The following is a 22558-nucleotide window of genomic DNA, read 5'->3' as shown; positions in this document are numbered from 1 at the left end:
TCATCTCTGCCGCCCCAGAAGCCAGATGAGGTAGGGCGCGCCGACGAGTGCAGCGAAAAGGCCGAGCGGCAGCTCGTAGGGGAAGGTCGCCGTGCGGGCGCCGAAATCGGCAAGGGCCATCAGGATCGAGCCGAGCAGGAACGAGCCCGCCAAATGCTGCGGCGCCGTGACGAGACCGGCGCGCAGGACGATATGCGGCGCGACCAGCCCGACAAAACTCAAGGGCCCGACAAGCAGGGACGCCGCACCGGTCGCAACACCCGAGAGAAGCAGGAGAAGCACGCGGCTCAACCGCACCGACAGGCCGAGCGACAGGGCGATCGACGGCCCGAAGGGCAGGATCGTCAGCCAGCGGCTCAACAGCAGTGCCGCGGCAACGACGAGCAGAGAGAGAAGGCCGAGGAATATCGCAGTCGCCGGCGTTGCCGTGGATGCCGAACCGCCGAGCCAGGAGAGAATTTGCCATGACCGCTGATCGCCGATTGCCAGCAGCGCCGACAGGACGGCCGAACTGAAGGAACCGACCGCCACGCCCGCAAGCAGCAGCTTCTCCGGCGGCAGATGCCGGCGGCTGGCGAAGAGGAGTACCGCCAGCATCGCGAGAAGCGCACCGAGCCCGGCGCCAGTGAAGACCACGGCCGTGCCGCCATCCGGCGCGAGGGTCAGCGCTGCGGCAAAGCCAAGGCCGGCACCGCCGCTGATGCCGACGACCTCGGGGCTGGCCATCGCATTGCCGGTCATACGTTGGAGGATCGCGCCGGTCACGGCCAGCAGGCCGCCTGCCGCGGCAGACGCCAGGAGCCGAGGCCATCTGAGTGGTGCGAGGTCGAGCGTTTCCGTCCAGCTCAGGATCTTCCAGCCATGCCCGGACGGGCCGACGAGGAATGCGATCGCGACAAGGACCGGCACGAGAACCAGAAAAGCGGCAAATGCTGTTTTCAGGTTACCGCGATGAACGCTTTCCCGCGCCTCGTGCGGCACTTCCATGCTTCGCACCCGAGGCAGAAGCCAGAGAAGCAAAGGACCGCCGACGAGTGCGGTAACCGCACCGGTCGGAAAATTCTCGCTCGAGGCACGCGCGACGGTTTGCACGATGCCGTCGCAGAGCCACAGGAAAAGCGCACCCGCAAGCGGCGACAGCGCGACGATCGCCGCTGGGCGGCGGGCGCCGCAGGCGCGCACGAAGGCCGGGGCGGCAAGGCCGACGAAGCTCACCAGGCCAACCGCCGAGGCGACGAAGCCGGCAAGCGCCGTGGCGATTGCGGCAATCGCAAAGCGGATGCCGCCGAGATTGACGCCCAGGCTGCGGGCACTCGTATCGCCAAGCCCCAACACCAGCAACGGGCGGATCAACAGGCCGGCAAGCAGGCCAAGGAGCACCAGCTCCAGGCCAAGGCTTTGGAACACTGACCAGTCCTGCTGGCTGAGCGACCCGCCGTTCCAGGTCACGAGCGACATGAGGTACTCGCCCCGCGCGAGCGTCATCGCAGCGGACAAGGCCGCGGCTGTCACCCCCACAAGCAGGCCGGAGACCACCATCGTCACCGGCTCAAAAGCCCGACGCCAACCGAGCGCAAAGACGATCGCCGCTGCCCCGGCGGCGCCGGCGAGCGCGACCAAAGTTCGGTGGCCATCGACGATCTCAGGCGCATAGAGCGTCGCCGCGACGATCGCCAGCTGAGCGCCCGCCGAGATACCGAGGGTCGAGGGGTCGGCAAGCGGATTGCGCAACAATTGCTGGAGAAGCGCGCCGGAAAGACCGAGGGCTGCGCCCGCGACCAGTGCGACCGCCGCCCTCGGGAACAGGCTATAGGCCAGGATGATCTTGTCGAGCGTGAGCTCGGCGGGAGGGGCCAACAGGTCTCCCCATTGCGCAAACGGGACCTGGCTCGATGCCGCCAGCGCGAAGAGCATGAGGCCGGCGAGCAGGCTGGCCGACAGGAAGGACCATGCCCGCATCGTCATCCGCGCTGGTCCCCCGCAAGCATCGCCTCGACAAAGAGGCGCGCAAACCGCAGGCCCGCGGTAACACCACCATAGGGGTTGACGTTGGCGAGCTGGATGACCCGTCCCTTGCGGACCGGCTCCAGCGAATTCCAGATGATGCTGGTTCGAAGGCCGCTGCGCGCCTCGACGGGCACCTCGGAAACGATGACGATGCGCGCATCGGGATCAGCCGCCAGGTTTTCGATCGGGACGGGTGCGGCAAAGGTGAAGCGCGAACGATCCGTCCAGGCATTCGGCAGCCCGAGCCGGGCGAGCATGTCACCGAACATGCTGTCGAAACCAAAGACGCGGACATGCCGCGCGTCGCCGATGTTGACGATATAGGTGGACCTGTTCGCGAAGGGAGCGACCGTCTGCCTGAAACCTTCGATTTCGCCGGCTATCTCCTTCAGCAGCGCCTCCGCCCTGTCGGAGCGTCCGAGACGCTCGCCGAGCGCCTTCACCGCTGCGAGCGCCTTTTCGAAAGGCGGCTCACCCCGCACGTAGAATGGCAGGGAGAAGAGCGGCGCGATCCGGCCGAGCGCCGCCTCGTGGCGCACATAGAACGGCGAGATCAGGATCAGGTCGGGCCTGAGCAGGTGGAGCAGCTCGAAGTTGGGCGAACCACGCAGACCGAGATCGACGACATCCGCGGGCAATGCGGGCTCGACGGCATCGCTTCGAAACTGAATGAGCTCCGTCGCGGCAACCGGAGTAAGGCCGAGCGCGCACAGCGTCTCCAGCATCGCCCAGTCGATCGCGGCGATGCGCAAGGGCGCGCCGGCCCTGGCCTCAGGCGCGGCGAGCAAAAGCGCCGCACCGAGAAGCAGTTCCCGGCGACTGACAAAAGGACCCAATGCCCGCTCTCTCAATTCGCTACCAGCTATAGGTCAGCTTCCCCATGAACGTGCGGCCGTCGCCGTAGTAGCAGCCGAAGGAACTGCAGCTTGCGACATAGTCCTTGTCGAAGAGATTTTGAACGTTGAGCGACGCCTTGTAACCATTCTTCTTATAGGAGAGCGCGAAATCGGCGAGTACGACCGAGTCCAGGTCGAAAGTGTTGGCGCTGTTGCCGTAGCGCTGGCCCACATAGCGCACGCCCGCCCCGACGCCGAGACCTTCGAGCGCCGTGTCCTCCTGGAAGGTGTAGTTCGCCCAGAGGCTCGCCATGTGCTCCGGCACGTTTTCGACGCGATTGCCGTCGTCGGCGCCCGCAGCAATGCGGGCATCCGTGTAGGTGTAGGCCGCCCGCAAATCGAGCCCTTGCGTTATGCTCGCAACGCCTTCGAGTTCCAGGCCGCGGACATTGACCTCACCGATCTGCGACGAAATGCCGGCGATGGTGCGCAGCACATTCTTCTGCTTGAGGTCGTAGACGGCCGCCGTGAAGAAGCCGTTCCAATCCGCTGGTTCGTATTTCACGCCGAGTTCGACCTGCTCGCCCGAAGTCGGCTCGAAAGGCCTGCCGTCCGGAGCCGCGCCGATCACCGGCTCGAAGGACGTCGAGTAGCTGACATAGGGCGCAATGCCGTTGTCGAAGATATAGCTGAGGCCGGCCCTACCGGTCAGCTCATGATCGTCTTGGTCGAGCGGACGGGAAACGCGTGTCAGTCCATTGAGCGACGTTCCCGAACTGCTGGTCCAATCCTGCCTGAGACCCAACGTTGCGCGCCAGCCTCCGAGCGCCAGTTCGTCCTGCACGTAGACACCAAGCTGAGAAAGCTCGCTATCGACAGTCGTATCGAGCGTCGGCGCGATCAGCCGGATCGGTCCGCCATAGCTTGGCGAGCGCACGTCGAGCGGTGTCGCCTGGAAGAAGCGGGTCCGCACATTGTTGTCGAAGTAGCGATAATCGAGGCCAAAGAGCAGCGTATGGTCGACATCGCCGGTCGAGAACGCGCCTTGCAGATTGTTGTCGATATTGACGGTGTTGAGCGCCTCGTCCTGCAAGGTCGCGTTTCGGCGGAGTGTCCGGCCGTCTGCGGCAAGACCAAGCGTCGACATGCCAAGCGACTGATAGTCCCAGTCGAAGTCGGTGTAGCGGAAGTTCTGCCGGAAGATCCAGTTCTCGCTCAGGCGATGCTCGAGTTCGTATCCGAGGTTTGCAAGCGTGCGGCTGGAGCGGTCGAAGGATTCGTCGCCGACATAGAAATCGCGCGGCAGGCGAAAGTCGGTGGCGTTCAGCGTGTATTGCGGCGGCAGGCCCGAGGGCGTGCCGGGGTTGTCGTGCTGGACGCTCGCAAGGATCGTCAGCTTGGTATCCTCATCCGGCTGCCAAGTGAGCGCCGGCGCGATGAAATAGCGATCGTTGTCCAGTTCATCGACCTGGGCAGCGGCGTTCTTGCCAAGACCGGTCAGCCGGTATGCAAAATCCGACTCCTCGCCCAGCGTACCGCCGAAATCGAAGAAGCCGCCAAAGGTCTCGTAGCTTCCGCCCTGCACGCCGACTTCGCCGAAATTCTCGAAGACCGGCCGCTTGCTGATCATGTTGATGATGCCGCCCGGATTGCCCTGGCCGTACATGACCGAAGCGGGCCCGCGCAGAACGTCGATGTTTTCGAGTCCGTAGATTTCGACGGCCGGGGCGCCGGGGGTACGCATCATCCTGAGTCCGTTCAGGAACTGGGCCTGGCGACCGTCGAAACCGCGGATGATCGGCGCGTCGAAGCGGGGGTCGGCACCGAAGGGCTGTCCCAGCACTCCGGGCGTGTAATTCAGCGCCTGCCCCACGGTCTGGGCACCCTGCGCCTCGATCTGGTCATGCGTGATGACGGACACCGACTGCTGCGTCTCGAGCAGAGGCGCGCCGGACTTCGAAGCGGTGCGGCTCGATTTCGCCACGTAGCCCTCGACGGGACCGCCGGCCTCCCTGTCGCCTTTCGCGACGATCGCCTCAAGCTTGGTCTCGGTCTGCTGCTGCGCCACTGCGTTCTGTCCGGCGGACCCCACGAAAGCGACGGACGTTAACAGCAGCCAATGAATGCGGGACATGGGATGACGAAAGCCTCTGCGCGCGTGGCATTTGCGCACTCAATCTGGAGTAATTTTGTCATCTTTCTATAGCCAAATTTTCCTGCATTCCAATAACTCGGCACGGGATTTTTCAGAACTTTCAGTTATCATATCGGTGCACAGCATCGTTTTCAGTTATTGCATTGCGAGGCCCCATGTCGGCTCCAAAATCGCCACGCGCCGCGACCTTCGAACTTCGCCACCTGCGCTATTTCATCGCTCTCGTGGAGGAAAAGAATTTCGAGCGGGCCGCCGCCCAGCTCGGCATTGCCCAGCCCGGCCTCAGCCAGCAGATCCTCAATCTGGAAAGCCTGGTCGGCATCCCGCTGCTCAATCGCGCGAAACGTTCCGTGCAGCTGACACTGTCGGGGCAATTGCTGTTTGATGAGGCCCGAAAGATCGTCGCCCAGGCCGACCTCGCCCTGTCCGAACTGCAGCGGGTCGGCCGGGGCCAGACGGGCAGAATCTCGATCGGCTATGTCGCTTCGGCCGCCTATTCGGGCGTGCTGACGGAATCTCTGACTGCTTTCCGACAGGAATTTCCCGATATCGAGCTTCAGCTCGTCGAGATCGAAATGCGCCAGCAGCTCACGATGATCTCGGAGGGCGAACTCGACTTCGGCTACATCCGCCCGCCGGCGCCGATCCCGGCCGGCCTGACGACGACCACCGTGTTGCGCGAGCCGCTGGTCGTGGCGCTGCCGGAGGCCCATCCCCTCGCCGCCCAGCATGCGATCGATCTCGCAGCGCTCTCGGATCAGACCTTCATAACGCCGCGCCAACCCGCCGATGTCGGCTTCCACTCCAATACGCTCGACGCCTGCAAGGACGCCGGGCTGGCGCCAAAGGTCAGTGCAACAGGCCGTGATTTCACCACCATCATGAGTATGGTCGCCGTGGGGCTCGGCATCGCGCTCGTGCCGCAGTCGCTGCAATGCCTGCAGCTTCCCGGCGTGCGCTATGTTTCACTGGCGCGAAGCCGCGTCACGTCGGACCTCGCGGTCGCCTACCGCAAGGTCGAAGGCTCGGCGGCCGTGCGCGCCTTCGTCGCCCATCACCGGGCGCGCCACGCGCGAGGCGCCTAGGACTTCGCGCAGACCTTCGCGGATGACGGCGCGCATCCGTAACGTCAGAGATGTTGCGGATGGCGCGGATCATCATGCGGCTTCAGAAGGAAGCGACGGGCCACATCGCGATAGCCGCGATAGACGAGGCCGCCGTTGATCGCCAGCAGCGCACGCCTGTGCTGGCGATAGAGCGCCGGGATCTGATACCAGGGAATACCCGGCCGCTGGTGATGCAGCACATGCAGGTTGTTGTAGAGAAACAGGAGACCGAAGAGCGGCGTGTCTTCGACGATCGCCGTCCGTTTCTCGTGATGGCCGGCGTACCGGTGCTCTGCATAGGAGCGAAGCCTGGTCAGCGCGGCACCGACATAGACGAAGCCGAAGAGGTAGAGCCAGAGCGGCATGCCGCAGACCGCGAGAACCCAGACGAGCACGACGGCAACGCCGGCCCCGTTCGCGAGCCAGATCCTTGTCCGCTCCCGGTCACCCCCCACGATCAGCACCAGTTCCTGTGCGAGGAAGCTCAGGATCATGACCAGCGGCCCGAGCGTCAGCCGGCCGAGCAATGTCGTATTCCACTCTGCAAGCTTCCGCCCCACCTTGCCCATGCCTTCCCAGGCTGCCCGGGTGAAATAGGAGGACTCCGGATCCTCGATCGGATCGGTCAGATGTTCGTCGCGATGGTGGACGAGGTGGCCTTCCAGATAGATCGCATAGGGCAGCCAGAGAGACAGCGGCGGCCATCCGATCGCGTCGTTGATGCGCTGATTGCGTGTCGGGTGCCCGTGAATGACCTCATGCTGCAGCGACCCGTGCCAGGCAATCAGCCAGCCGCCAAGACCGATCACGAGGACAACGGGAAGCGACTGCCAGAACCAGGTCAGAGCGAGAAAGCCACCATAGATGACCACGGCCAGCGCGACGGTCTGCCATTCGACGCGGGCGATTGCAGTTAGGTTCGATTGTGGGGGCAGCGCATCATTCGACATGGAGTCTCCGGCCGGAAAAGGCGATAGATTTCAATCGCCAATATAAAAAGCCGACCAATGGGAACGCGCCGCATGGCTTTGCGGCGAAGCCACGCAAACGGGAATACTGCTTGCGCCGAACGCCATCTCTGTAAAATATTTATTCTATGTAATTTATGTTCTATTGCTCGAATGTCTTATGTTCGCAACTGGTCGCCATGAAAAGCTACCGATGAACCGTCAGGCGATCGTCGGGTACCCCTGACCGGCAGCGTCGCGATCAAGCGCCGCCAGGGCCTCGTAATCGCTGTCTCCCAGCAGGCTGATCCCGCGCAGCGAAAGCGTATCGCAGATCTCCGCAAGCGCTGGATCGGCGATGGTTTCCGCAAGCACGCGGCGCAGCAGCACGAGGTCCTTTGCCGGCGTCGATGCTGCGGTGATGAAGGGCAATCCCGGACCCTTTTTTGTCTCCGCCAGGATGCGCACGCCGGCGACGCGATCCGGGTCGAAGCGCAAGGTGTTGCCGAAGGTCACGCAGTCGATCGCCGCGATGTCGGCGACCCCGCTGGAAACCGCGTCGATGCTCGCCACATGGCCGCCGGTCTGAAGCACCGACGAGAAGAACCGGCCGTCGATCGCATGGGGTGCCACAGAGGCGCGGAACAGGTTATAGCCGGAATTGCTGCCGGGATCATTGATCGCCGCACGTGCCCCCCGCAGATCTTCGATCGAGCGCGCTGGGGACTTGGCGTTGACGATGATGAAGCTGCATTTGAGCGGACCATCGCAGCCCGGCAGGCCGTAAACCGGCGTCGCCACCAGTTGCACCTGACCGCGCAGGCGCTGGACGTAGGGATAGCCGCAGGTCTGGCCGAACAGGAGGTCGGGACGAAGCCAGGCCTCGTCATAAAGCATATCCTCCTGCAGAGCCGTGGGCACATCGACCCCCACGGCGCGAAGGCGGTCCGCCAGCGCCTCCCAGAACTGCCGCGTCGCGTCCTTCAGCGGCGCCGGACTGACATACATGGCAAGACTTGCGATGGGCATGGGCGACCTCGGAGCAACCTCGTGAAGGCGATCAAAAACCTATGCATTGCATAGACTTAATTCGCAAACGAAATCTAAGCGAGCCCCGAGAGCCACCCCGACAATAAGAGTCTATTGCACGTGCTTCAGGATCTCTGCCGCGACCTCCGTGGCGCTCGCCGGATTCTGACCGGTGATCAGTTCGCGATCGACGACCATGTTCGGCTGGAAGGGCGCATCACCGTTGGCGATTGCGCCGCCGGCGAGGGTTAGCGCATCCTGCGGATAGAACTTCATCTCGCCGCCCTTCAGCAGCGGCTTGGCCATTTCCTCCTCGCCATTGCTGAAGACGGTCATCCGATAGCCGGTATAGATCCAGCCCGTATCGGCGACGGCCTGTCGGCCCGCTGCCAGCTCGCCGGTAAACGCAACCGGTTCGGACAGTGTCGACAGAAGCGCGATCGGCCCGTGGCACATCAAAGCGGTCGTCTTGCCGCTCGCGTGGAAATGCCGAAGCAGGCGGCCGAGGTCCTCGTCGACAAGCAAATCCTGCATCGGCGCATGCCCGCCCGGAACGTAGACGGCATCGAAATGGTCGTAGCCGATCTGTTCCACCCGCGACAGACTGACAACCGGTGTCTCGGCCCGCGAGGTGATCTTGAGCTTGCCGAGCAGCGCTTCGCTTTCCCGCATCGCCGTTTCATCGCCGCCGAAATACATCCTGTCGATAGACGTGCGGTCGACGCTGGGGGCCATGCCCTTCGGCGTCGCAAAGGTCACCTCATGACCGGCGTCCAGGAACGCCTTTACCGGCTGCATCAATTCGTTGAGGTAGAAGCCGGTCTCGAAAACCTTGCCATCCTTGAGGTCCAGGCTGTTTTCATCCGAAAGCACGACCAGGATATTGCCGGCATGCGCGTGCGTGGCGCCGAGGACGATTGCCATCGTGGCCGCCAGGTTCATCAGCATTTTCATCTCTAAGTCTCCGAATGGAGGTCTCACGGCCTCCTGCAACTGGGGTGCTTCAGGCGACGAGAACGTCGCGCAGGGCCTCGCCGACGCCTGTGGCGGACTGCGGATTCTGGCCGGTGATCAATCGGCCATCGACGACCACCTTCGACGTCCAGTCCGGCGCCGGGTGATGCCGCGCGCCGCGCTCGACGAGCATGGTGGCGAGCAGGAAGGGCACGGTCTTGTCGAGACCGACGGCGCGTTCTTCTGAATCGGTGAAGGCGCTGACATCGCGACCGGACACCAGGTATCTGCCGTCGGAAAGCTTGACGTTTACGAGCGCCGCCGGGCCATGGCACACCGCCGCAACAGCACCGCCGGCCTCGAAGATCGAACGGGTCACCCGGTCGACCGCATCGCTTTGCGGCAGATCCCACATGGCGCCGTGGCCGCCGGCAAAAAAGATCGCAGCGTAGCGCGAGGGGTCGACCTCATCGAGCTTGGCGGTCGTGCGGATCGCGGCGCGAAACGCCTCGTCGTTCCAGAAGCGTCGATTGACCTTGTCTTCGAGATCGAGACCGTCGACCGGCGGCTCACCCCCTTTGATCGACGCGAATTCAACGGAGATCCCGGTCGCGTCGAGCACGGCCAGCGGGTGGGTGACTTCACCGAGATAGAAGCCGGTCGGCTGGCCGCCGTCTCCCTTGGTGCCATGGCTGGTGAGAACGAAAAGCACCGGTTTTCCGGCTGTCGAGGTTGTTTTCGTCATCATCACTTCCTTTTTGGAGTGGGCCCGACGTCGCGAGCGTTGCTGATAGCGCCTATTTATTATCCCCACATTCGGCGATAAATTCGCTCAGAAGGAAATGATTTGGTCTTGAAAGGCAAAAATGCGCCGCTTCGATCACCTCGCCGACGTCGAGGCTTTCATCACGGTCATGGACAGGGGGTCAATAACGGCCGGGGCCGTGGCGCTTGGCACGACGCCTTCAGTGCTGAGCCGGGCGATCACCCGGCTGGAAACGAAGCTCGGCACGCAGTTGGTGCGGCGAACGACGCGACGCATCAGTCTTACAGAAGCGGGACGCACCTATCTGGAACAGGTCCGCTCGGCCTTCGAGACGATCGATCAGGCCGAGCGGGCCGTTCAGGGTGAGGGCATTCTCGCAGGCCGGGTCCGCATCAGCGTTTCCACCACCTACGGCCATTTCCGCCTGCCGGAGAAGTTGACGCGCTTCGCGCTGAAGCACCCGTCGGTCGTCGTCGAACTGTCGGTTGCCAACCGCAATGTCGATCTCGTCGCGGAAGGCTACGACCTCGCCATACGACTTGGTCAACTTCCCGATAGCGGCATGATCGGGCGAAAACTCGAGGACGCACCGCTAAGGTTGGTGGCATCTCCCGCCTATGTGGCGCGGCGCGGACTGCCGCAATCGATCGACGATCTTACGGCACATACGTGCCTGCCGTTCATCATGCCGAGAACCGGACGTCCCGGTCCGTGGCTGTTCCGGGTCGATGGGAATGACATCGACTGGGTGCCGCAGGGTCCGGTTCATGTCGAGGATGATGTCCTCGGCACCGTGTCCCTGGCGGAAGCGGGCCTTGGCGTATGCCAGACCTACGACTTCGTCGTGCGCGATCGCCTGGCGCGGGGGAGCCTGGTCGAACTTCTTCCTGAACTGGGCGCCCGGTCGCGGCCCTTCTCCCTCATCTACCCGCCGCATCGCCATCTCTCTTCCGCAACACGAGCGTTGATTGATTGTCTTTTGGAGTAGGCTGACAGGCGCGGGGCTGCCTCAGGACATGTGGCATCCCCGCGCAAAGGACGCCTCAGTCGTGCCAATGCGAGCAGCGGATCACGTTGCAGAAGTTGCCGCGATGGAAGTGCGGCTCCTTGTCGGCGATGACATCGGCCTTGACGTTGCCGAAGGTGGTTTCCGGCTTGTGCTTGATGCCATCGTAGAAGGCCTGGATGATATCCTCCTTGAAATCAGGCGTGCGCGGGAAGGCATTGACGACCGCTTCGCGCTCGGCGTCGGAATATTGCTTGTAGGTGAGACCGAGCACGTCCATCTCGACAACGGCGGTCACGAGCGCCACGACCGGATGCATGTGCTCGGGCACGCCCGGCGTGGTGTGCAGCGCTGGATCGCGGCCAATCCCGCGCACGATCACAGCGTTGCAAGCCTCGCCAGCCGGATGGATCTCAGCCCGCGCCATTTCTCCCGGCTCTTCCGTAGCGAGGTCGGCATCACGCCGGCGACCTGGTCGAGGAGGCGCGGGTCAATGCCGCCCGCCGCCTTCTCGAACAGGGACACGAAGCCCCCAAGCAGGTCGCGGCGCAATGCGGCTTTGCCGATGCCGATACGCTGCGCCGTGCCTTCATGCGCCATGTCGGCGTGACGCCGGCAGAGTACCGAAAGCGCTTCGCCAGCCCGGCTCTTCCGGCCGGATAAACTGGCAGGCTGCCGCCCCTACTCGGCCGCCTGAACCCTGCCCCGCTGTGTGCCCATATAGGGAAGCGCGAAGAGATAGAGGCCGGTCGGCACAAGCACGGCAAGCGGCGGCAGTGGCATGAGATAGACCCATTCGGGAAGCGTCGTCAGAGCCATGCCGGCAAAGATCGCCGCAACGGCCAGGGAGAAAAGCACCGACGTCCAGCGATGGATTGTTCGGATGAGAGCGGTCATTTCTGGCACCTCGTTGTTTGAGAAAGGGTCCTGAAGCCGGGAGATGGTCAGTCGAGCTTTGCGACAACTTCGGCCAGCTGGTCGATAAAGCGTCGCCACCCGACGGTTGCGCCCTGGTAGTAAGACTTCTGATCCGCCTTGAAGCCGCGCTGCTCCATGCGCAGACTGGTGCCGCCGTTGGTGGGAACGAGTGTCCAGGTGACGACGCTGGTGAGATCTTTTGTGTCCCAGCGATAGGCGAGCGAGCGGTCCTTCTCGATCGTTTCGACTTCGCAATCGACCTGTCCCCAGTCGGCTGAGAGCGTGAAGCGACGGCCCACTTCGGGCACGAAATCGTTCCGCATCAGCCATTCGGCAATCAGATGGGGCTGGGTCAGCGCGCGCCAGATCTTTTCCGGCGCATGAGAAAATTCGCGTTCGACCACGACAGAGCGTGTTGTTTCGGTTGTTTCGTTCATTGGTCCATTCTCTTTAGTAAATCATCGAGATCATCGAAACGCTCCTGCCAGAAGCTGGCCATCTCGGTCGTCCAATCGACCAGGGTGGCAAGAGCTTCGCGCTTGGCGCTGTAATAGGTGTAACGGCCTTCATGCCGATCGTGCACGAGCCCTGCCGCCTTCAGGATCTTCAGATGTTTGGACACGACCGGCTGCGAAACCCCGGCATCGGCCAACAATCCGACGACCGTCGTATCTCCTTGGCGGCAGAGGTGTTCGAAGAGCCCGCGACGTGTGGGATCTGCAAGCGCCCGAAATACCGCATCCTGTAACTGCGACATGTCTCATACCCGATTGGCTATGAGATGACATATAGCCAATTGGCTATGTGTTTGTCAAATGCTTTGCGGAAACCCGTTTTCCAGGTCGGTCCGTCCGCGGACTTGGAGCAGGTAGGCGAGAGACCAACTACTTCGGGGAGACGTCGATCGCCTCGCCGATCGCGTGGAAATGCCCGCCCGCGACATAGGGCAGGCTGCGCAAGGCCGGGTCAGCGGTCTCGAACATCCAGTGCCCATCGCGAAACACGCGATCATCGGCCCAGGCTGCAACGACTTCCGCGACGAACAGATCGTAGCGGCTTCGACAGCGCCGCTGGCTTTTCGGTCGAGATCGCCGAGGAGACGAGCGAGATCGCAGCGGTGGCGCCGCAGGGCCCAACATCCTTTGCCGTTCTGGAAGCGGCGGGCTTTGCAGACGTGGAGAAACTGAAACCGTTTCAGCTCGCCGCCTTCCCCCACCTCGATGGCACGGTGACCATCTCGCGCACCGGCTTTACCGGCGATCTCGGCTACGAACTCTTCGTCGATTCCAAGCCGGCACTGAGCCTTTGGGATCGGCTGTGGGCAGCCGGCACCGGCTTCGGCCTGAAGGCGAACGGGTATGACGCACTCAACCGTGCCCGCATCGAAGCCGGGTTCATCGTCGCCAATGCCGACTTCATCACCGCCGAGGCCGCACTTCGGGCCGATCGCGAACGTTTGCCGGACGAGATCGGTCTCGACTGGCTGGTGGATGCGGAAAAGCCTTTCTTCAACGGGCGCGACGCGATCTTCCGCGCGCGCGAGAAGAACACGCTGAAGCACATTCTCGTCGGCCTTGAGATCGAGGGCAACATCCCGGCCGAGGGTGCTATCGTCTATCACCGCGGCAAGAAGGAAGTCGGCCTGGACACGGCGGCGATCTGGTCGCCGCTCGCCAAGCGTAACATCGCCATCGCCACCCTTGCGCGCCCCTATGGCAGCCGGACCGTCGATCATCTCTGGGTGGAGATCTATGCACTGCGCGAGTTGCAGTATCAGAAGCTGATGAAACGGGCTCGTGTCGTCGCAAGACCCTTCGTCAGGCTCGACCGCCGCTCGGCCAATCCGCCCGGGCGGTTCTGAGAGTAGGAGCATGGACGATGAGACGAAACGGCACTGGGAGATGATCAGGCTGCCGGCCGGCCAGGAATGGTCCGGCCGCGCCCGATACGCGGCCGCGATGTTCTTTTACCAGCGCGGTTTAATGGATGCCGAAACGCTCGAGGTCTACCGCATCTGCTGGCGGCTCGATGCGGAGGATCCGGCCACGGTCTTGCGCCGCTACCGGATCGGTGCGGAGCGGCTGGTTCGGCTGGAGGGCAATGGCGCCTCTTGAGGCAGCCGGGCGGAGTCCCTGGACAGTGGTGGAAGTGCAGAAACGACGTTCAGCCCGTCCCCAAAGTGGCGCAGGGCTGGTACGCTCCGGCCCCGCCCATGGGTTCAAACTACCATGTCTTGCTGAGCTTGAGCGTGACGGTCCGGGCGTCGCCATATCCGCAGACGAGCACGCCGCTGCAACCGCTCACATATTCCTTGTCGAAAAGGTTGGTGACGTTGAGAGCGGCACCCCAGCCATCCTTTTCATAGCGCAGCCCGGCATCGAACACGGTCGAGGAGGGCACGTTCGCCGTGTTCTCCTTGTCCGCCCAGCTTTCGCCGCGGTAGCGAACACCGGCACCGAGGCTCATGCCCTCGAGCGCACCCTGTTGCACGGTGTAATCGATCCATAGCGAGGCCTGCGCATCGGGGACGAGATAGGGCGATTTGCCCACCAGCGCCCGGTTCGCGTCCTCGGTCACCTCGATATCCATGAAATCGAGGCCCGCGATCAGCTTCCAGCTTTCGTTGAGATTGACCTTGCCCTCGAACTCGATGCCACGGGAGCGCACCTCTCCCGTCTGGGTGGAAATGCTCGTCAACAGGTCGGTGACGAGAGCATTGCGTTTGGTCAGCTGGTAGATCGACGCCGTCAGCACGCCATCGAAGAAGGCCGGCTCGTACTTGACCCCGGCTTCGAATTGTTCGCCCTCCTCGGGCTTGGTGTTGCCGGTCGCCGTTACCGCCACGATCGGATTGAAGAAGGTCGCGACGCTGACATAGGGGGTGAGCCCATTGTCGAATTCATAGGCAAGTCCGGCGCGGCCGCTGACGGCGCCTTCGCTGTAATCGAAGCTCGAATTCTGCGTCGGAACCCAGAAGGTGGGGCCGTTGTCGGTCCTGGTGTCGACATAGTCGTATCGGCCATTGAGCGTGACGAGCCAACCGTCGCCGAAGCGGATCTGGTCCTGCGCGTAGACGCCAAGCTGCTGCTGGGTGATCACCTGGTTGATATAGATGGCGTTGGCCGGTTGCGGTGCGCCGTAGACCGGATCCGTGGCGCTGATCGGTGTTCCCGCCGACGATGCCTGCACGTGGTCCAGGCGGAAGAGCTTGTAGTCCAGCCCGACCAGCAGCGTATGATCGAGCGCGCCGGTCTCGAATTCGCCCTCGAGACGATTGTCGACACTGAACGTATCGACCTTGGAGGTCGCCTCGAAGCCCAGGCGATAGAGCAGATTGTCCGGAGTGGCGGGCGTCGGCGAAACCGGGAACGGCAGGCTCGGATCGTAATAGCCGTAGGTGTACGGGCCGTTCTCATGCTTGTAGAGGTGGCCGTAGCGCAGGTTCTGGCTGAACTGCCAGCCGCTATCGAACTCGTGCTTGAACTCGTAGCCGAGCATCTGCTGTACATAGGTGCCGGTATCGATTGCCGGTTCGCCGAAGAAGGCCTTGCGATCGATCTTGCCGAACGGTGCATCGACGACCGTACCGACATAGGGCAGGAAGCCGCCACCGGTATGGACCTGATCAAGGCCCTGTAGCAGGCCGTAGACCGTCAGGCTGGTCGCATCGTCGGGCTCGTAGGTGATCTGCGGCAGGATGAAGCCGCGCAGGTCTTCCGAGTGGTCGGTGTAGTTGTTGCCGCCGGAGACCTTGCCGGTGACGCGGTAGTTGATGGCATCGTCCAATGGACGGTTCACATCGATGCCAAGGAAGGCATTGCCATTGTTGTTGATGCCGGTCTCCACATAGGTGGAGGTCTCCTCCAGCGGTCGCTTGCTGATGAGGCTGACGATGCCGCCGGGATTGGCGCCGCCATAGAGCACCGACGCCGGCCCCTTCAGCACCTCGACGCGCTCCAGCATGAAGGGATCGATCTGGAAACCGCCGAACCCATAGGAGAAGAGATTGAGGCCATCGAGGAAGACGCCGGTCTGCGTGGCATCGAATCCGCGGATGTAGAACCAGTCGGTATCCGGATCGACGCCGAAGGGCTCGGCCATCACGCCGGGCGTATAGCGAAGCGCCTCGTCGATCTTGTTGACGACGCCGCGATCGTCCAGCTCGTCGCGGCCGATGACCGATACCGACTGAGGGATTTCGTTGATCGGGGTGGCAGACTTCGAGCCGGTGGTCGTCGCCTTGGCGACATAGCCCTCGACCGGACCGGTTGCCTCGTCTGCGGTCGCTCCAGCCTGGACCTCGATCTTTTCCAGCCGGGTCGCCGGCGCGTCCTGCGCGATCGCGGCACCCGCTGCCAGAATTGCAATGCCCGCTATCCCACCTGCCAGCCATTCGGCGAAATCTGCCGCCCTGCCACTCACCATCATCTCTTCATCGCCCCGAGCCGCCATCGCGCCAATCCCCGGGCGATATGCAGCGTTTTAAAAGTAAACCTCAGATAAGATGAGTATTTATATCAACTATTATGCCGACGCTTGGAGCGATCGGCGACAATTGAACGATCCTGGGCTATTCACAGCGAACAATCGCCCGCACCCCGAGGCGATTTGCTCAGGCCAATCGGCTTCGTCGCCATTGCGCCGGCGTTGTGCCGACGACCTTGCGGAAGACCCGGGTGAAATGCGCCTGATCGGAAAACCCGGTCTCGACGGCAATCGCCGTCAGCGACGCGTCGTTCCCGAGCAGGAGTTGCTTGGCCCGTTCGACGCGCGCATTCGTCTGCCACTGATGCGGCGCCATGCCGGTGGAGGCCTTGAAGGCATGGCTGAAATGCGACTGCGACAACCCGGCAAGCGCCGCCAGCTCCTCGAGCCGGATGTTGCGGCCGAAGTTCTCTTCGATGTAGTCGGCCACGCGGCGCATCTGCCAGGCAGCAAGCGGACTGCGCTTGCGCGGATCGGCGCGGTTGAGCTTCATCAGGTCGATGAACAGCGCGACCGTAAGGCCGTCCCCATAGAGATCATGCAACGGCTGCGGGTTGAGGCACTCCGCAGCGATGAGCCGCGCGAGCTGCAGGAAACGCTCATCATGAAACATCAGCCTGGGTGCGTCGCAACGGCTGGCGTCGAGATCCTCCATCAGCCGTCGGCTGAGGACATCGAGATTGAAGTGCAGATCGAGATGGCGGATATACTGCACGTCAACGACATCGGCCCAGATTTCCATGCCCGCCGGGATGTAGGAAAGCCCTTGTTCGCGATAGTTCTGCACCGTCCCGGGGCCACCGGGCGAAAGCTTGACGTTGCAGCGGCTCCCACCCTGCGCATCGAGCACGATGAACATGCGCGGATCATCCGACACATAGTGACCGCCCGCCCGCGCCTCGCATTCGACGTCCCAGACGTCGGCGATGATCCCGTTCCATTCCCGGCGGCGCAAACCGCCCAGGACCTTGAAGCCGGAGATCTTGTTCTGCATCCGTGGCTGGAACGTCATCAATTGCCCAATGCTCGGGGAAATCAGAGGCTGAGCCTCAACCTAATTCCTTCCTTCTTTACTCATCTTTAATTCGCAACGGAAGCCCGATCAGGGCTCGCATTAGCGATTCCTAGCGAAGACGGATCAGGCCGGCATCGGTGGGAACGAAGCTGCAGGCCTCAAGGTAAAAGTCACGAAGATGCGGCTCAAAGTCGACATGCAGCCACGCGCAACCCGACAGCCTTGCATTTGCCACCGCCTCTTCGACGAGCCGTCGCGCGTAACCCTTTCGCCGCCACGGCGCGGAGACCATGGTGTCGAGCAGAAAAGCGTGCACACCGCCATCCCAGGCGACATTGACGAAACCGGCAAGCTTGCTCGAGAGACGCAGGCAAACCCAGCCGAGGCTGAAGATATTCACCTGTTTCCACCAATCGTCAGCGGCAAGCGCGTGCTCGAAGCACTCGGCATGCAGGGCATTCAACTCGGCATTCGTGAAGTCGCCGCGCCATACGAAGCACAGGTTCTCAGCGCCGTTTTCCGTCATCATCTCTTCCATCTTGGGGCGGGATCACGTGCCTATCGGCCGACAGGGCATGCTCCGCGATGATCGATAGCCTGAGCGTTGCGAACTCGCCCAGCAGAGTGCTCTCCGCCTTGTCGAAGGCTTGCACCAGGGCGGCATTCGCTGCCCGCTCCACCGGACAGGTGGGATGATCGTCCGAAACGCCGGCGGACAAAACCTCGCCTTCGTCGAGCGCTTTCTGGATGTCCAGGACCGTCAGGTCGTCCAGCGACCGCAGCAGCAGCCATCCGCCACCTCGCCCTCCCTCGGAATCCACCACCCCCTTGCGCTTCAAAGCTGCCATCGTGCGGCGCACGACCACCGGATTGGTGTTCAGCATCTTGGCGATGGTTTCCGACGTCTCCCTTCCACCCAGGAGCCCCATATGGATGAGCACATGGATCATCCGCGCCAGCCGGCTGTCTCGTTTCATATGCAACCCCTAAAGCGTAACTATTATTGTTACGCATACTTGACCTCACCCAATTCTGTAACTTAGATAATTACAGAATCAAGAACCCAGGAATGCGAAGACGAACGATGTTGGCCGCGCTGTTGTCGGCTGCGTGGCCGTCCAGCGCCGCGCCGAGCTCCATCTGTGGCACGATATAAAGAGCGGAAGGACCGAAAATGCCTGCTCGCACCATCAAAACGAGAACGATCCGGATGAATGTCGTCGAACAGGGAGAGGGGCCACTCGTCCTCTTCTGTCACGGCTTTCCGGAAACGGCCCACGCCTGGCGTCATCAGATCGCGGCGCTGGCCAAGGCCGGATTTCGCGCGGTAGCGCCGGACATGCGCGGATATGGGTATACGGAATGCCCCTCGGCGATCGACGAATACACCCTGTTTCATCTCGTCGGGGATATGGTCGCGCTCTTGGACGCGCTCGGCGCAGAGACCGCCCTCATCGTCGGCAACGACTGGGGCGCGACGGTCGCGTGGCAAGCGGCGCAGATGCGGCCGGACCGCTTCCGCGGCGTGGTCGCGATCAGCGTGCCGATGATGGCCCAGCCGCCCATACCGCCAACCCGCATCTTCCCGCAGACCGCCGAGGCGCAGCTTTACACACTCTACTTCCAGGAGCCTGGTGTTGCTGAGGCGGAACTGGAGCGGGACATACGACAGACGCTTCAGAAGATCCTCTTTGCCGCTTCGGGAAACGCCGGCCCGCGGCAAGCCGGAGACCAAACGCCAAATCCATTCGGGATGGTCTCGCGGCGCGACGGACTGCTCGCAGCCCTTCCCGATCCGCAACAAATTCCGGACTGGCTGACTGCTGCCGACCTCGACGCCTATGCGCAGGCTTTCGCCCACTCCGGTTTTCGCGGTGGCCTGAACTACTACCGCAACCTGGATCGCAACTGGCAACTGCAAGCGTCGCTCGCCGGCGTGAAGGTCGATGTACCGGCCCTGTTCATGATCGGCGAGCGGGACACCGGGCTCAGCATACCGGGGATGCTGGATATCATCGATGCGATGCCCGCGCTCGTCCCCCAACTCCTGGGCAAGGTCGTCGTGCCCGGCAGCGGCCATTGGCTCCCGCAGGAGCGTCCGGACCTCGTGAGCGACGCGATCATCGATTTCGCGCGGCGCCTCTGACAGCGTGGCAGGTTGCGCGCCGCGACCATCGGCGCGCGACACTCCGGCGACTCAGTCCGCAAGCGCGCCCGTCAAACGCAATACGTCCTCAAGCCGAACGAGACCTTTCATCGAACCATTGCCGGCGGCAGGCTCGCCGTCTTCGATCGCCAATGCGAAGCGGAATGCAGCATCAGCCTCGATGCGTTTACGCAGCGCATGGATGCGCGGGTAGTTCCGCTCATAGTCCTCAGGCTCGATCGCCTCGTGAAAATCCACCCAGCGCGCGACGCCAGCGAATACCGCATCGGCCAGCGTCGGCCGGTCACCCAGCAGATAGTTGCTGTCGTCCATCATCGCCTCGAGCTGCGCATGGCGCTTGGCGACAAACTCCCGGCCGAAGACGCGGAGCGTTTGGCGATAGTCCTCCGTAGCCTCTTCCGCCTCCAGCGCCACCCAGAGCGGGAAGAATGCGCCGGTGAAGCCGGTGTTGAGGAAAGCGATGAGCTGATGCATCCGGTCGGCTTCGTACGATCCGGGTGCGAAGCTGATGCGGCGCTCGTGGTCGCGCCCCTCAAGCCAAAGCGCGATCGCCATCGTTTCCGTGAGGACGCGCCCTTCGTCGGTGACCAACACGGGCGTTTCGACCCGACCGTTCAGCCGCTGATAGGCCTCGGTGCGCATTTCACCGAGCATGTCGACGCGGGTGAGGCGGTAGGGTTGGCCGAGCCATTCGAACGCGGTGACCAGTCCGGCGGAACTACCGAGCGGAAAGCCCGCGGTGAAGATCGGTTCGGAGGTAGTGTGCATGTCGGTTTCTCCATGGTTGATGCCACGGATATATCCGCATGGACGCTACCTCTGTAGACTGCCGAAAATAGACTTATCGTTCACATATGTAGACGATAGATCTTGCGACGAACGGAAATCAGATCGTACGCTGTCGAACCGACGCGTAGAAGCCGCAAGCGGTGGCGTCGTCATCATCTGCGCTCAGCAAAGCGCACTAGCACTTTCGGGCTGGAGAAAACCGGGCTGCTACCTATTTCGTATGAGACCCCATGGAGAGGGCCGCAAGCCTTCAACGCGAAAGGAACAAGGCTATGGCAAAGAACACGATCTGCCTCTGGTATGACAAGGACGCAGAAGCCGCTGCGCGGTTCTACGCAGAGGTCTTCCCGGACAGCCGTCTGACCGCGGTGCACCGGGCGCCCGGCGACTACCCGTCCGGCAAGGAGGGCGACGTGTTGACGGTCGAGTTCACCGTTGCCGGCGTCGCCTGTCTCGGCCTCAACGGGGGGCCGATGTTCAAGCACAACGAGGCCTTCTCGTTCCAGATCGCCACCGACGATCAGGAAGAGACTGACCGCTACTGGAACGCCATCGTCAACAATGGCGGCGAGGAGAGCGCGTGCGGCTGGTGCAAGGACAAATGGGGGATTTCCTGGCAGATCACGCCCCGGGTCCTGACGGAAGCGTTGGCGGCCGGCGGCGGCGAGGCGAAGCGCGCGTTCGAAGCCATGATGGACATGCGGAAAATCGACGTGGCCGCGATCGAAGCGGCAAGGCGCGGTTGACGCTCCGTCGCGGCGGGCGATCTGCCGCTGGCGTTCTTGCTGGCCAAAGCGGACATGCGCATGCCGAAAAAGTCGCACGTCTCCGAAACTTGCTTGCTAGCGCATGGCGATGAAGCGAAACCGTTTTTCTGGCAGGCACCGAAAGGACGGTATAGAACTGCGCGAAGCAGCTGGCCGACATCGGATGTTTGTGATGTTGCTTGCCCGTTGGATATGCCTTTAGACGACAAGGACAGATTTCATGACCGAAAAATCCCCCGCTGACAATTTCCCTGCCGGCTACCAAGTTCCCAAGGTCTGGACCTGGGACAAAGGCAACGGCGGCGCGTTTGCCAGCATCAACCGCCCGATCGCCGGACCGACGCACGACAAGGACCTGCCGGTCGGCAAGCACCCGCTGCAGCTCTATTCGCTCGCGACTCCGAATGGCGTGAAAGTCACGATCATGCTCGAAGAGCTTCTGGCGGCGGGCCATTCGGGCGCCGAATATGACGCCTGGCCGATCCGTATCGGCAATGGCGACCAGTTCGGTTCCGGCTTCGTCGACGTCAACCCCAACTCCAAGATCCCGGCGCTGACGGACCATCAGCCGAAGGGCGGCGGCGAGCCGGTCCGCGTCTTCGAGTCGGCCTCCATCCTCACCTATCTCGCCGAAAAATTCGGCGCCTTCCTGCCGAGCGAGCTTCGCGCCCGCACGGAAACCTTGAACTGGCTGTTCTGGCAGATGGGCTCGGCACCCTTCCTCGGCGGCGGCTTCGGTCATTTCTATGCCTATGCGCCGATGCAGATCAAATACGCCATCGATCGCTACGCCATGGAAGTGAAGCGCCAGCTCGACGTGCTCGACCGTCATCTTGCCGACCACCGGTTCCTGGCCGGCTCCGAATACACCATCGCCGACATGGCGACCTGGCCCTGGTATGGCAACCTGGCCCTTGGTCAGGTCTATGGCGACGCCGGCACCTTCCTCGAGGTCCAGAGCTACGAGCACGTCCAGCGCTGGACGGCCGAAATTGCCGCTCGCCCGGCGGTCAAGCGCGGCCGCATGGTCAACCGGCTGAGCGGCGATCCGGCCGAGCAATTGCATGAGCGTCACGACGCCTCCGACTTCGACACGAAGACTGAGGACAAGATCGTCGAGAAGCAGACCGCGTAAGGAGAACAGAATGGCCAAGCTGGCTGATATGACGAAACATCGGGGTTTTCCCTACGCCATGCCGGGCACGGGCATCCAGTTCGTCATCCGTCGGGCCAATCCCAAGGGGGCAACGCCGATCAAGGCGCTGCCTCGCCATGCGCGGCCGGGATCTGGGGCGCACCGCATCGATGCGGCCTTCCTCCACGCCCTCTGGCATCATTTCGGTGCGGAACCTTTCGAGCGCGGCAATCTCGATGCCGCCCGGCTGAACCTCCTGTTCGGACGCGAGGTGCTGCCGGTCGACAAGGATTTCGATCCCGTGTCCTATGAAGCGTTGCTCATCATCAACGAGAAGGTCGCCCGTCAGAGCTTCCCGGAATCGTTCGAGGACGTATTCGAGGTATGACCGATGCGATTGGGCCCTGAGCGTCTGATCGCCCACAGCGCTGCGCGTCTTATCAGACGCGCAAAGGTCGCTGTAGCACTTTGAATTG

Annotated in this window: 22 protein-coding genes and 3 pseudogenes; 9 read left to right on the top strand and 16 right to left on the bottom strand. The window is 62.7% G+C overall.

Going from position 1 to position 22558, the window contains the following annotated elements:
* The 3 genes from fhuB to V7S54_RS14625 are packed head-to-tail and all read right to left on the bottom strand — an operon-like array spanning nt 1 to nt 4977.
* Entirely contained in the window at nt 1-1965 is a 1965-nt protein-coding gene (fhuB, locus tag V7S54_RS14635; RefSeq protein WP_336408566.1) for a Fe(3+)-hydroxamate ABC transporter permease FhuB, read from the bottom strand.
* Complete coding sequence (locus V7S54_RS14630) at nt 1962-2843, bottom strand: iron-siderophore ABC transporter substrate-binding protein (protein ID WP_336408567.1); 882 nt, start codon at nt 2841-2843, stop codon at nt 1962-1964. The genes fhuB and V7S54_RS14630 overlap by 4 nt, the downstream gene beginning before the upstream one ends.
* A gap of 19 nt (nt 2844-2862) precedes the next feature.
* The gene (locus V7S54_RS14625; RefSeq protein ID WP_336408568.1) at nt 2863-4977 is read right to left on the bottom strand and encodes a TonB-dependent siderophore receptor; all 2115 of its coding nucleotides are present in this window, start codon (nt 4975-4977) and stop codon (nt 2863-2865) included.
* A gap of 176 nt (nt 4978-5153) precedes the next feature.
* On the opposite strand from V7S54_RS14625, the gene V7S54_RS14620 reads away from it, so the two are divergent.
* A complete protein-coding gene (locus V7S54_RS14620) occupies nt 5154-6083 on the top strand; it encodes a LysR family transcriptional regulator (RefSeq protein WP_336408569.1) in 930 nt (309 codons plus the stop codon).
* 44 nt (nt 6084-6127) lie between these two features.
* Here V7S54_RS14620 and V7S54_RS14615 read toward each other — a convergent pair whose 3' ends face one another.
* The 4 genes from V7S54_RS14615 to V7S54_RS14600 all read right to left on the bottom strand — a co-directional run bounded on the left by V7S54_RS14615 (nt 6128) and on the right by V7S54_RS14600 (nt 9779).
* A complete protein-coding gene (locus tag V7S54_RS14615; RefSeq protein WP_336408570.1) occupies nt 6128-7054 on the bottom strand; it encodes a fatty acid desaturase in 927 nt (308 codons plus the stop codon).
* Between the two features lie 219 nt (nt 7055-7273).
* Nucleotides 7274-8080 (bottom strand): phosphate/phosphite/phosphonate ABC transporter substrate-binding protein, encoded by an 807-nt coding sequence (locus tag V7S54_RS14610; protein WP_336408571.1) that lies wholly within the window; start codon nt 8078-8080, stop codon nt 7274-7276.
* Nucleotides 8081-8191: 111 nt separating this feature from the next.
* Nucleotides 8192-9034 carry a type 1 glutamine amidotransferase domain-containing protein gene (locus V7S54_RS14605; protein WP_442892560.1) on the bottom strand — a complete coding sequence of 281 codons (843 nt, stop codon included), beginning with the start codon at nt 9032-9034 and terminating at the stop codon, nt 8192-8194.
* Between the two features lie 49 nt (nt 9035-9083).
* On the bottom strand, nt 9084-9779 hold the full coding sequence (locus V7S54_RS14600) for a type 1 glutamine amidotransferase domain-containing protein (protein WP_336408572.1): 696 nt from the start codon (nt 9777-9779) through the stop codon (nt 9084-9086).
* Between the two features lie 121 nt (nt 9780-9900).
* Between V7S54_RS14600 and V7S54_RS14595 the strand changes: the two genes are divergently transcribed.
* Nucleotides 9901-10788, top strand: coding sequence for a LysR family transcriptional regulator (locus V7S54_RS14595; RefSeq protein ID WP_336408573.1), 888 nt, complete (start codon nt 9901-9903; stop codon nt 10786-10788).
* 55 nt (nt 10789-10843) lie between these two features.
* On the opposite strand, the pseudogene V7S54_RS14590 reads toward V7S54_RS14595, so the two are convergent.
* Nucleotides 10844-11158 (bottom strand): annotated as a pseudogene (locus V7S54_RS14590) (phosphohydrolase); the annotation flags it as partial.
* On the opposite strand from V7S54_RS14590, the pseudogene V7S54_RS14585 reads away from it, so the two are divergent.
* Nucleotides 11138-11469, top strand: a pseudogene (locus tag V7S54_RS14585) (helix-turn-helix domain-containing protein); the annotation flags it as partial. The pseudogenes V7S54_RS14590 and V7S54_RS14585 overlap by 21 nt on opposite strands.
* Nucleotides 11470-11487: 18 nt before the next feature.
* Here the strand turns inward: V7S54_RS14585 and V7S54_RS14580 are convergent.
* Genes V7S54_RS14580 through V7S54_RS14570 form a run of 3 tightly spaced genes read right to left on the bottom strand, consistent with a single transcriptional unit; the run spans nt 11488 to nt 12481 of the window.
* Nucleotides 11488-11703 carry a hypothetical protein gene (locus tag V7S54_RS14580; protein WP_058322342.1) on the bottom strand — a complete coding sequence of 72 codons (216 nt, stop codon included), beginning with the start codon at nt 11701-11703 and terminating at the stop codon, nt 11488-11490.
* A gap of 47 nt (nt 11704-11750) precedes the next feature.
* Complete coding sequence (locus V7S54_RS14575) at nt 11751-12161, bottom strand: SRPBCC family protein (RefSeq protein ID WP_058322341.1); 411 nt, start codon at nt 12159-12161, stop codon at nt 11751-11753.
* A complete protein-coding gene (locus V7S54_RS14570; protein ID WP_058322340.1) occupies nt 12158-12481 on the bottom strand; it encodes an ArsR/SmtB family transcription factor in 324 nt (107 codons plus the stop codon). Before V7S54_RS14570 ends, V7S54_RS14575 begins: the two co-directional genes overlap by 4 nt.
* Before the next feature lie 303 nt (nt 12482-12784).
* Between V7S54_RS14570 and V7S54_RS14565 the strand changes: the two are divergent.
* Nucleotides 12785-13585 (top strand): annotated as a pseudogene (locus tag V7S54_RS14565) (glycine cleavage T C-terminal barrel domain-containing protein); the annotation flags it as partial.
* A 10-nt stretch (nt 13586-13595) separates the two neighbouring features.
* A complete protein-coding gene (locus tag V7S54_RS14560) occupies nt 13596-13838 on the top strand; it encodes a hypothetical protein (RefSeq protein ID WP_336408574.1) in 243 nt (80 codons plus the stop codon).
* A gap of 109 nt (nt 13839-13947) precedes the next feature.
* On the opposite strand, the gene V7S54_RS14555 is transcribed toward V7S54_RS14560, so the two are convergent.
* The 4 genes from V7S54_RS14555 to V7S54_RS14540 all read right to left on the bottom strand — a co-directional run bounded on the left by V7S54_RS14555 (nt 13948) and on the right by V7S54_RS14540 (nt 18201).
* Nucleotides 13948-16176: a TonB-dependent siderophore receptor gene (locus V7S54_RS14555; RefSeq protein WP_442892559.1), complete on the bottom strand. Its 2229-nt coding sequence runs from the start codon at nt 16174-16176 to the stop codon at nt 13948-13950.
* Nucleotides 16177-16336: 160 nt separating this feature from the next.
* Complete coding sequence (locus V7S54_RS14550) at nt 16337-17221, bottom strand: helix-turn-helix domain-containing protein (protein ID WP_065373932.1); 885 nt, start codon at nt 17219-17221, stop codon at nt 16337-16339.
* A 112-nt stretch (nt 17222-17333) separates the two neighbouring features.
* Nucleotides 17334-17750, bottom strand: coding sequence for a GNAT family N-acetyltransferase (locus V7S54_RS14545; protein ID WP_336408575.1), 417 nt, complete (start codon nt 17748-17750; stop codon nt 17334-17336).
* The gene (locus V7S54_RS14540; RefSeq protein WP_336408576.1) at nt 17731-18201 is read right to left on the bottom strand and encodes an Rrf2 family transcriptional regulator; all 471 of its coding nucleotides are present in this window, start codon (nt 18199-18201) and stop codon (nt 17731-17733) included. The genes V7S54_RS14545 and V7S54_RS14540 overlap by 20 nt, the downstream gene beginning before the upstream one ends.
* A 197-nt stretch (nt 18202-18398) precedes the next feature.
* Here V7S54_RS14540 and V7S54_RS14535 point away from each other — a divergent pair, with 197 nt between their 5' ends.
* Nucleotides 18399-19370 carry an alpha/beta fold hydrolase gene (locus V7S54_RS14535; RefSeq protein WP_336408577.1) on the top strand — a complete coding sequence of 324 codons (972 nt, stop codon included), beginning with the start codon at nt 18399-18401 and terminating at the stop codon, nt 19368-19370.
* A 51-nt stretch (nt 19371-19421) separates the two neighbouring features.
* On the opposite strand, the gene V7S54_RS14530 is transcribed toward V7S54_RS14535, so the two are convergent.
* The gene (locus V7S54_RS14530) at nt 19422-20159 is read right to left on the bottom strand and encodes a glutathione S-transferase family protein (protein ID WP_336408578.1); all 738 of its coding nucleotides are present in this window, start codon (nt 20157-20159) and stop codon (nt 19422-19424) included.
* A 293-nt stretch (nt 20160-20452) separates the two neighbouring features.
* Here V7S54_RS14530 and V7S54_RS14525 point away from each other — a divergent pair, with 293 nt between their 5' ends.
* From V7S54_RS14525 to V7S54_RS14515, 3 genes are all read left to right on the top strand, one after another.
* Nucleotides 20453-20926: a VOC family protein gene (locus tag V7S54_RS14525; protein WP_065373936.1), complete on the top strand. Its 474-nt coding sequence runs from the start codon at nt 20453-20455 to the stop codon at nt 20924-20926.
* A 241-nt stretch (nt 20927-21167) separates the two neighbouring features.
* Nucleotides 21168-22082 (top strand): glutathione-dependent disulfide-bond oxidoreductase, encoded by a 915-nt coding sequence (gene yghU / locus V7S54_RS14520; protein WP_336408579.1) that lies wholly within the window; start codon nt 21168-21170, stop codon nt 22080-22082.
* A gap of 10 nt (nt 22083-22092) precedes the next feature.
* A complete protein-coding gene (locus V7S54_RS14515) occupies nt 22093-22470 on the top strand; it encodes a hypothetical protein (RefSeq protein ID WP_057255252.1) in 378 nt (125 codons plus the stop codon).
* The last annotated feature ends 88 nt before the right edge of the window (nt 22471-22558 follow it).

The sequence above is a fragment of the Ensifer sp. CCNWLY38 genome (genome assembly GCF_037120565.1).
In the GTDB taxonomy this organism is placed as follows: Bacteria; Pseudomonadota; Alphaproteobacteria; order Rhizobiales; family Rhizobiaceae; genus Ensifer; species Ensifer adhaerens_H.
This window is presented reverse-complemented; position numbering and strand designations above follow the sequence as displayed.

What these genes read in the sequence shown, in the direction of transcription:
- V7S54_RS14575 (WP_058322341.1), bottom strand. Translation starts at nt 12,161, where the DNA reads ATGAACGAAACAACCGAAACAACACGCTCTGTCGTGGTCGAACGCGAA.
- V7S54_RS14620 (WP_336408569.1), top strand. Translation starts at nt 5,154, where the DNA reads ATGTCGGCTCCAAAATCGCCACGCGCCGCGACCTTCGAACTTCGCCAC.
- V7S54_RS14560 (WP_336408574.1), top strand. Translation starts at nt 13,596, where the DNA reads ATGGACGATGAGACGAAACGGCACTGGGAGATGATCAGGCTGCCGGCC.
- yghU (WP_336408579.1), top strand. Translation starts at nt 21,168, where the DNA reads ATGACCGAAAAATCCCCCGCTGACAATTTCCCTGCCGGCTACCAAGTT.
- V7S54_RS14550 (WP_065373932.1), bottom strand. Translation starts at nt 17,221, where the DNA reads ATGACGTTCCAGCCACGGATGCAGAACAAGATCTCCGGCTTCAAGGTC.
- V7S54_RS14625 (WP_336408568.1), bottom strand. Translation starts at nt 4,977, where the DNA reads ATGTCCCGCATTCATTGGCTGCTGTTAACGTCCGTCGCTTTCGTGGGG.
- fhuB (WP_336408566.1), bottom strand. Translation starts at nt 1,965, where the DNA reads ATGACGATGCGGGCATGGTCCTTCCTGTCGGCCAGCCTGCTCGCCGGC.
- V7S54_RS14540 (WP_336408576.1), bottom strand. Translation starts at nt 18,201, where the DNA reads ATGAAACGAGACAGCCGGCTGGCGCGGATGATCCATGTGCTCATCCAT.
- V7S54_RS14545 (WP_336408575.1), bottom strand. Translation starts at nt 17,750, where the DNA reads ATGACGGAAAACGGCGCTGAGAACCTGTGCTTCGTATGGCGCGGCGAC.
- V7S54_RS14530 (WP_336408578.1), bottom strand. Translation starts at nt 20,159, where the DNA reads ATGCACACTACCTCCGAACCGATCTTCACCGCGGGCTTTCCGCTCGGT.
- V7S54_RS14535 (WP_336408577.1), top strand. Translation starts at nt 18,399, where the DNA reads ATGCCTGCTCGCACCATCAAAACGAGAACGATCCGGATGAATGTCGTC.
- V7S54_RS14595 (WP_336408573.1), top strand. Translation starts at nt 9,901, where the DNA reads ATGCGCCGCTTCGATCACCTCGCCGACGTCGAGGCTTTCATCACGGTC.
- V7S54_RS14515 (WP_057255252.1), top strand. Translation starts at nt 22,093, where the DNA reads ATGGCCAAGCTGGCTGATATGACGAAACATCGGGGTTTTCCCTACGCC.
- V7S54_RS14525 (WP_065373936.1), top strand. Translation starts at nt 20,453, where the DNA reads ATGGCAAAGAACACGATCTGCCTCTGGTATGACAAGGACGCAGAAGCC.
- V7S54_RS14600 (WP_336408572.1), bottom strand. Translation starts at nt 9,779, where the DNA reads ATGACGAAAACAACCTCGACAGCCGGAAAACCGGTGCTTTTCGTTCTC.
- V7S54_RS14580 (WP_058322342.1), bottom strand. Translation starts at nt 11,703, where the DNA reads ATGACCGCTCTCATCCGAACAATCCATCGCTGGACGTCGGTGCTTTTC.
- V7S54_RS14605 (WP_442892560.1), bottom strand. Translation starts at nt 9,034, where the DNA reads ATGAAAATGCTGATGAACCTGGCGGCCACGATGGCAATCGTCCTCGGC.
- V7S54_RS14615 (WP_336408570.1), bottom strand. Translation starts at nt 7,054, where the DNA reads ATGTCGAATGATGCGCTGCCCCCACAATCGAACCTAACTGCAATCGCC.
- V7S54_RS14555 (WP_442892559.1), bottom strand. Translation starts at nt 16,176, where the DNA reads ATGGCGGCTCGGGGCGATGAAGAGATGATGGTGAGTGGCAGGGCGGCA.
- V7S54_RS14610 (WP_336408571.1), bottom strand. Translation starts at nt 8,080, where the DNA reads ATGCCCATCGCAAGTCTTGCCATGTATGTCAGTCCGGCGCCGCTGAAG.
- V7S54_RS14570 (WP_058322340.1), bottom strand. Translation starts at nt 12,481, where the DNA reads ATGTCGCAGTTACAGGATGCGGTATTTCGGGCGCTTGCAGATCCCACA.